This is a genomic window from Bacillota bacterium (assembly GCA_040754675.1).
Lineage (GTDB): Bacteria > Bacillota > Limnochordia > Limnochordales > Geochordaceae > Geochorda.
Genome location: JBFMCJ010000247.1, coordinates 1 through 6,192 on the forward strand (window position 1 = coordinate 1; position 6,192 = coordinate 6,192).

Below are 6,192 nucleotides of genomic sequence, written 5' to 3' on the forward strand. Positions count from 1 at the left end.
TCTCCAGGAAGACGATGCGAAGTGGGCGGCCGAGATCCTGGCCGGCTACCGGCAGCAGGCTTCGCAGCGAAACACCGCCAAGGCCCCGTAGCGGGCGGCCCCGATGTCACACGCACCCACGCCCGCTGGCGAACCCACGGAGCGGCACGGCCGCGGCTGCCCGGCACGAAAAACGATGGCGGTTGCCCCGCCATCCCCCGACAATGCGAGTCACCTTGCATCAGCCGACGAATGCCCTCGGATTGACTGTGGAAACGTCCGGGGAATTTGCCCCGCCCGGCTCCCCACTCGACCCTCTTCTTCCGAACCCGGGCATCGACCGGTTCAGAAGAACCCCACAACACCTGCTCTTCGGCCGAAAGGGTACTGGCATCGGGTTACAATCCCCGCCGCCGAGCCCGTCGCCTGGTATAATGGCCGTGCAAAGCCGTCCGCGGGGGTTCACCGGACATGCCGTCCCCGCTTGACCTTGAGCCTGTGCTTGAAACATCACGGCTCGTCTTCGCCGAGGCCACCGCCGAAGTGCTCTCAGACCTCCTTGCGGTCTTCTCCACCAACCCCGCTTACGTCAACCTCATCGAGGGCCCCGCGGGCTACGGTCTTGCGCAGCTTCAGCGCGACTGGCAGGTAGCCTCGATGACCCCGGGCCGCCACATGTGGGCTATCTTGCGCAAGTCCGACGCCGCCGCGGTGGGCCTTGCCGACTTCCTGGACGACAACCCCTTCGACCACACCCCATGGCTTGGCCTTCTCGTCATTCGGGGCGACTTGCAGGGCCAGGGGTACGGCACGGAGGCCCTCGAGGCCCTCCTCGCTTATTTCCGCGATGACAGGCTCTGGCCGGTGGTGCGCATCGGTGTCATCGCAGCCAATCGCCGCGCCCTGGCGTGGTGGCAGCGCCGTGGCTTCCGGCCCATCCACACGGTGCGCCGCCGCCTGCCCGCTGGCGAAACCGAGATCATCTGCCTCGAACGCCAGCTCCGCACGCCCGGGCCGGCGCGGACCCGCCCTGACTGACCGGCGCGGCCCTTGATCGTACGGTACAAGGCGCTAACGCTTCGTCTTCGCCGCGGCCGTTGCTCTGGCACGATACCGGTTTTTCGGGCACGGCCTGATGCAAGGCCTGTTCATGTCCCCCATCGTCGTGCCCAAGATGATCCTGGGCGTGGCGGTCTTCGTCTGGCTTGGCCTTCTCGGCCTACTCGGGACGCTCACCGGCCTCGTGGTGGTTCATACGGTCGTCGCGATTCCGTTTGTTGTCGCCATCCTGGCCGCCAACCTGGCGGGGCTGAACCCCTCGCTCGAGGAGGCGGCGATGGACCTGGGTGCAACGCCGTTACGCGCCCTTCTCAACGTCACGTTGCCGCAGGTGCGACCCGGGTTGGTGGTGTCCGCAGTCTTCGCGTTTATCACATCTTTTGACCAGGTGGAGACGTCAATGTTCCTGGTGTTCCTGGTGGGGCCCACGACCAAGATGCTCCCCATCGAGATGTTTTTGTACATGGAGAAGTGGCAGGATCCCACGATCGCGGCGCTTTCCGCACTGCTGCTCCTTCTGAGCGCGCTGATGATGGCCGTCATTCAACTCGCCGTGCCACGGCTACAACTCTGGCTCGCCCCGTTTCCGCTACTTTCCGTACGGCCGCTCCATCCGACCCACGACCTTCCGAAGCTGCCGTAACGCCTCGGGGCCGCTCAGCCACTACAACGCCAGCCATCTGGCCTGCAGCCGCTGGGCCTGGTACAGCGCCGCCGCCCATCGCGCTCCGGCATGCTTGACGCCCGCCCGCACGAGCGCACACGTCGTCCCCATGAACGAGATCGGCCTCACCCGTCTCGGTCGCCGCGTCACCAGATCCAGAGCGCCATCAGCCCACGAATTCCCTCGGATTGACTGTGGAAACATCCGGGAAAAGACCGGGGTCGGAAGTCGCCACTGCGAGGCCGAGCGTTTTGGCAAGAGCCGCCTGCAGCAGATCTGGAAGCGGTAGGGGTCTCCCCTCCCTGGCGTGCCCGAAGTAGAGTTCGCCCGCCAGTTTTGCGGCCTCGAACGAAAAACCCTGGTACTCGTACGCCGCAAGCTGCTCAGCTCGCTGGCTGCGGTGTTCCGGAGAAACCCCGGCGAGGACCTCTGCCACGGTGATCGGGGAGATAACCAGTCGCCTTCCCGCAACAGCCTCGTGTTCAAGCCAGGCGACGGTCGGCCGATACCCGCGCAGCCAGTCAATGACCACCGTAGTATCGAGGAGAAATCCGCTCACGACGGCTTACCTCGCCCAGACTCCCACTCGGCCCTCTTCCCCCGAGCCCAGGCGTCGACCGCTTCCGAAGAACCCCACACCACCTGCTCTTCAGCCGAAAGGGTGCCGGCATGCTGACGGATGGTGTAAACCAGTCGCCTCCTTCGCAAGTACTCTTCGAGTGCCTCCGCCACGACGGCGCTCCGTGGGCGCCCCCCGGCCTCTCGGTCAAGGGCCGCAATGAGGTGCTTGGGCAGGCGCAGGTGAATCATCTGTGTATCCGACACGAGTATCACCGGATGTATCTTATCAGGATATCGACGGGGCTGCAAGCTTCAGATGCCCGCTAGCCGTCGGGTGCTCCATTGCCTGGGCGAACTGGAGTTCAAGAAAGCTTTGCCGGTCGCCGGCCTCCACCTGCACGGGGTCGTTGGCGCACGTGATGAGTTCTCTGACCGGAATGGGCCCGATGCCCATAAACCCGGGGCCCGTCATCCGTGCCTCACCGGCCACCGGTACGGGATCAGCGGCGTGTCGTAGGGCAGCCGCTCCTCGTCCGGCTCCCGGTAGTTGTAAAGCTCAGTGGGGAAGTTGACGATGAGGGCCATCTCCGGCCCCTCCGCCGCAAACCCGTGGTAGACCAGAGCGGGGATCTTGAGCAGCGCGGGGTTGAGCATCCCGATGTGAAACTCGTTGACCCACCCCCGGGTCGGGCTCCCCTCCCGGGGGTCGTACAGCACCACCCGCGCCATTCCCTTTACGCACACGAAGTGGTCCGTCTGGCGCCGGTGCCGGTGCCACGCCTTGTACACGCCCGGGTAGGCCGCCGTCACGTACGCCTGCGCAAACCGCTCAAACTCTGGCCAGTCGGCCCGCAGCATCTCCATCAAGAACCCCCGGGCGTCGGGGACGAGCCGCAGCGGCTTCACGACCACCCCGGCGATCAACTCCCGGTCAACCCGGTGCTCGCCGCCGGCCTCGTTGTGCACGCCGCCACTTCCGCCGCCCGCTGCCTCGCCGAACCCTTCAACCCCGCCCCTCACACCGCCACCTCCGCATCATCCCCCACCAGCAGCCGCAGCGCCCGGTGGTTGCCCGGCTCCCGCCGCACCACCGCATGGCGCCCGATGAGGCTGTCTTCCAGCCGTTCCACCCCTTCGACCACGGCCCCCGCCAGCACCACGCAGTGCTCGATCTGGCTGCGTTCGATGCGGCACCCTTCCCCGATGCTGGTGTAAGGCCCGATGAAGCTCTCCCGCACGACAGCCCCCCGCCCTATCACCGCCGGCCCCCGCACCACGCTGCGCTCCACCACCGCGCCCGCCTCGAGCGTCACCCGCCCCTCGATGCGGCTCTGTTCGTCGTGCAGCCCGTCGATGCGCCGCCCGACCCACTCGTCCAGCACCACCCGGTTGGCCTCGAGCAGGTCGTCCTTCTTGCCGGTGTCGAGCCACCAGCCCCGCAGTTCGACGCTCTCCACCCGGCGCCCGCCGTCAATCAGCCGCTGGATGGCATCCGTGATCTCCAGTTCGCCCCGCCACGACGGGCTCAGGCCCGCTATCGCCTCGTGCACCGCCGCCGAAAAGCAGTACACCCCCACAAGCGCCAGGTTGGACGGCGGCTCCTTGGGCTTTTCCACCAGCCGGCGCACCCTCCCCGCCCCGTCCACCTCGGCCACCCCAAACTGCCGGGGGTCGCCCACCGCCTTCAGCAGGATGAGCGCGTCCGCCCCCCGCTCCCGGAAGCGCTCCACCACCTGCCGCACCGGCTCCCCCACCAGGTTGTCCCCCAGATACATGAGGAACGGCTCGTCCCCCAAAAACCCCCGCGCCACCTTCACCGCGTGAGCCAGCCCCAGGGGTGCCTCCTGCCGCACGAACGTCAGCTCAAACCCCCACGGGTTGGCCTCCAGCGCCGCCGTCACCTGCTCGGCCGTCTCGGGGGCCAGGATGACGCCGACCTCCCGGATCCCGCAGTCGGCGATCTGGTCCATCACATAGTGCAGGATGGGCCGGTTGGCCACCGGCACGAGCTGCTTGGGCAGCGTGTAGGTCACGGGCCGCAGCCTCGTCCCCTTGCCCCCGGCCAGCACCAGCGCCTTCATCGCCCGCCCCGGCCCCCTTCCCAGCCCCGTTCGTAAACCGCCTCGTAGTAGCGCCGCTGCGGTTCGCCGCCGACCACCGCCCGCACCCGCTCCAGCCGCCGGAGGTACCATTCCACGGTGCGGTCGAGCCCCTCCTCCAAGCCGACCCGGGGCTCCCACGCCAGCTCCCGCCTCGCCCGCTCACCCGCCATCGCATACAGCCGGTCGTGGCCCGGCCGGTCTTTCACAAACGTGATGAGCCCCCGCACTGCCTCCGCCGGGCGCCCCAGCCGCTTCGCCACCCGCTGCGCGATGGCCTCCACCATCTCCAGATTCGGCACGGCCCGCCCGGTGCCGATGTTGTACACGGCCCCCGGCCGCCCCGCCTCCGCCGCCCGCAGGATGGCCTCGCAGTTGTCCTCGACGAACACCCACTCCCGCCGCTGCCGCCCGTCCCCGTACACTGGCATCGGCTCGCCCGCCGCCGCCTTCCAGATCATCAGCGGCACCAGCTTCTCGGGGAACTGGTGCGGCCCGTAGTTGTTGCAACTGCGCGTCACCACCGCCGGCACGCCGAACGTCCGGTGATACGCCAGCGCCAAAAGATCCCCCGCCGCCTTGCTCGCCGCATACGGGCTGCTCGGCCGCAGCGCCGCCTCCTCGTCGGCCGCCTCCAGGCCCTCCCGGTCTCCGTACACCTCGTCCGTCGACACCTGCACGAACCGCCGCACGCCGGCGCGCCTTGCCGCCTCGAGCAGCACCCGGGTGCCCTCCACGTTGGTGCGCATGAACGGCGCGGCATCGAGGATGCTGCGGTCCACGTGCGACTCGGCGGCGAAGTGCACCACCAGCTCAAACCCAAACTCCTCAAACAGCCGCCCCACGAGCTCCCCGTCGGCCACGTCCCCCCGCACCAGCACGTGCCCGGGATCCCGCCCCACCAGGCGCTCGCCGTACCCGAGCCCGGCGGTGGCCTCTCCTTCCCCCGGCGGCGCCACGTCCTCCCGCCGCCGGGCACTCGCCTCCGGCCCCCCGCCCGTCCGAGGCCTTGCGTCCACCTGCGGCGCTCCGCGCTCCTGTCGCCCCAGCACCGCCTCCAGATTGTCGAGGCTGGCCGCGTACGTGAGCAGGTCGAGGTTGACCACCTGCCACTCCGGGTGCCTCTCCCGCACCATCCGCACGAAGTGGCTCCCGATGAACCCCGCCCCGCCGGTCACCAGCACCCGTTGCACTGGCCGCTCGCCCCACCCTCTAGCTCGCACGTCGCTCCCCACATGATGTCCCCCTCAGTCGTAGGCCCGGCTTCGATCACTGTCAAAACAAACTTAAGACTTAGCGTCGCCCTCCCGTGTCGCCAAGCCCCTCGTGGCTTCTCCCTTGCAGGCTCTTGCGCCAGCGCTTTGTGGCCATCTTCCGTTCGACGCGCGTCGAACGTGCCGCCGACAGCCCGCGGGCGTACCTCAAGCGACCGTTCGAAGGACGTCGAACGAGCAGCCACAAAGCGTCCTGACTGACCCAGAGGGCCCTGACCGTGTGCGCCTTTCGCCGGCTCCCCACGGCCGCCGGCCGCTTGTTTCGACGAGCCTCGAAGCGGGACCTACGCCGTCGGTCGAGGACGTGACCTCCCATCGACTGGCCCCGCGCGCCTCTGTGGGCGCCAGAAGCTCAAGTATCCGTACGGGCCGCTGACCCAGGTGGTCTCGCCTGTTGAGATACGGACGAGCGGGTTTTTGTCGTAGCGGCCGAGGACCCGCTGGACTCTCTGGCATTCCGTCGGGCTCAGAGGGGGCGGCTCTGCAGCCGTCGGCTCGGTTTGTGCCCTGCGGTAAGCCAAGGGATGTCTCCTGTCACCGGCCCGCCCTCGACACG

Annotated in this window: 8 protein-coding genes; 2 read left to right on the top strand and 6 right to left on the bottom strand. The window is 68.2% G+C overall.

Annotated elements, in window-relative coordinates; translation table 11 throughout:
• Positions 1–450 precede the first annotated feature (450 nt).
• Together AB1609_13855 and AB1609_13860 are read left to right on the top strand one after the other, a co-directional pair.
• Entirely contained in the window at positions 451–1,017 is a 567-nt protein-coding gene (locus tag AB1609_13855) for a GNAT family N-acetyltransferase (protein MEW6047544.1), read from the top strand.
• 64 nt (positions 1,018–1,081) lie between these two features.
• A complete protein-coding gene (locus AB1609_13860; protein ID MEW6047545.1) occupies positions 1,082–1,681 on the top strand; it encodes an ABC transporter permease subunit in 600 nt (199 codons plus the stop codon).
• A 187-nt stretch (positions 1,682–1,868) separates the two neighbouring features.
• On the opposite strand, the gene AB1609_13865 is transcribed toward AB1609_13860, so the two are convergent.
• The 6 genes from AB1609_13865 to AB1609_13890 all read right to left on the bottom strand — a co-directional run bounded on the left by AB1609_13865 (position 1,869) and on the right by AB1609_13890 (position 5,555).
• Complete coding sequence (locus tag AB1609_13865) at positions 1,869–2,261, bottom strand: PIN domain-containing protein (GenBank protein ID MEW6047546.1); 393 nt, start codon at positions 2,259–2,261, stop codon at positions 1,869–1,871.
• Positions 2,258–2,527, bottom strand: a complete 270-nt coding sequence (locus AB1609_13870) for a CopG family transcriptional regulator (GenBank protein MEW6047547.1) — start codon at positions 2,525–2,527, stop codon at positions 2,258–2,260. The genes AB1609_13865 and AB1609_13870 overlap by 4 nt, the downstream gene beginning before the upstream one ends.
• A gap of 22 nt (positions 2,528–2,549) precedes the next feature.
• Complete coding sequence (locus AB1609_13875) at positions 2,550–2,735, bottom strand: hypothetical protein (GenBank protein ID MEW6047548.1); 186 nt, start codon at positions 2,733–2,735, stop codon at positions 2,550–2,552.
• Positions 2,732–3,175 carry a dTDP-4-dehydrorhamnose 3,5-epimerase family protein gene (locus tag AB1609_13880; GenBank protein ID MEW6047549.1) on the bottom strand — a complete coding sequence of 148 codons (444 nt, stop codon included), beginning with the start codon at positions 3,173–3,175 and terminating at the stop codon, positions 2,732–2,734. Before AB1609_13880 ends, AB1609_13875 begins: the two co-directional genes overlap by 4 nt.
• Positions 3,176–3,279: 104 nt before the next feature.
• Positions 3,280–4,344 (bottom strand): glucose-1-phosphate thymidylyltransferase, encoded by a 1,065-nt coding sequence (locus AB1609_13885; GenBank protein ID MEW6047550.1) that lies wholly within the window; start codon positions 4,342–4,344, stop codon positions 3,280–3,282.
• Positions 4,341–5,555, bottom strand: coding sequence for a dTDP-glucose 4,6-dehydratase (locus tag AB1609_13890; protein MEW6047551.1), 1,215 nt, complete (start codon positions 5,553–5,555; stop codon positions 4,341–4,343). The genes AB1609_13885 and AB1609_13890 overlap by 4 nt, the downstream gene beginning before the upstream one ends.
• Positions 5,556–6,192: the final 637 nt, after the last annotated feature.

Coding starts and splice junctions, on each gene's coding strand:
- AB1609_13855 (MEW6047544.1), top strand. CDS start 451: ATGCCGTCCCCGCTTGACCTTGAGCCTGTGCTTGAAACATCACGGCTC.
- AB1609_13875 (MEW6047548.1), bottom strand. CDS start 2,735: ATGACGGGCCCCGGGTTTATGGGCATCGGGCCCATTCCGGTCAGAGAA.
- AB1609_13885 (MEW6047550.1), bottom strand. CDS start 4,344: ATGAAGGCGCTGGTGCTGGCCGGGGGCAAGGGGACGAGGCTGCGGCCC.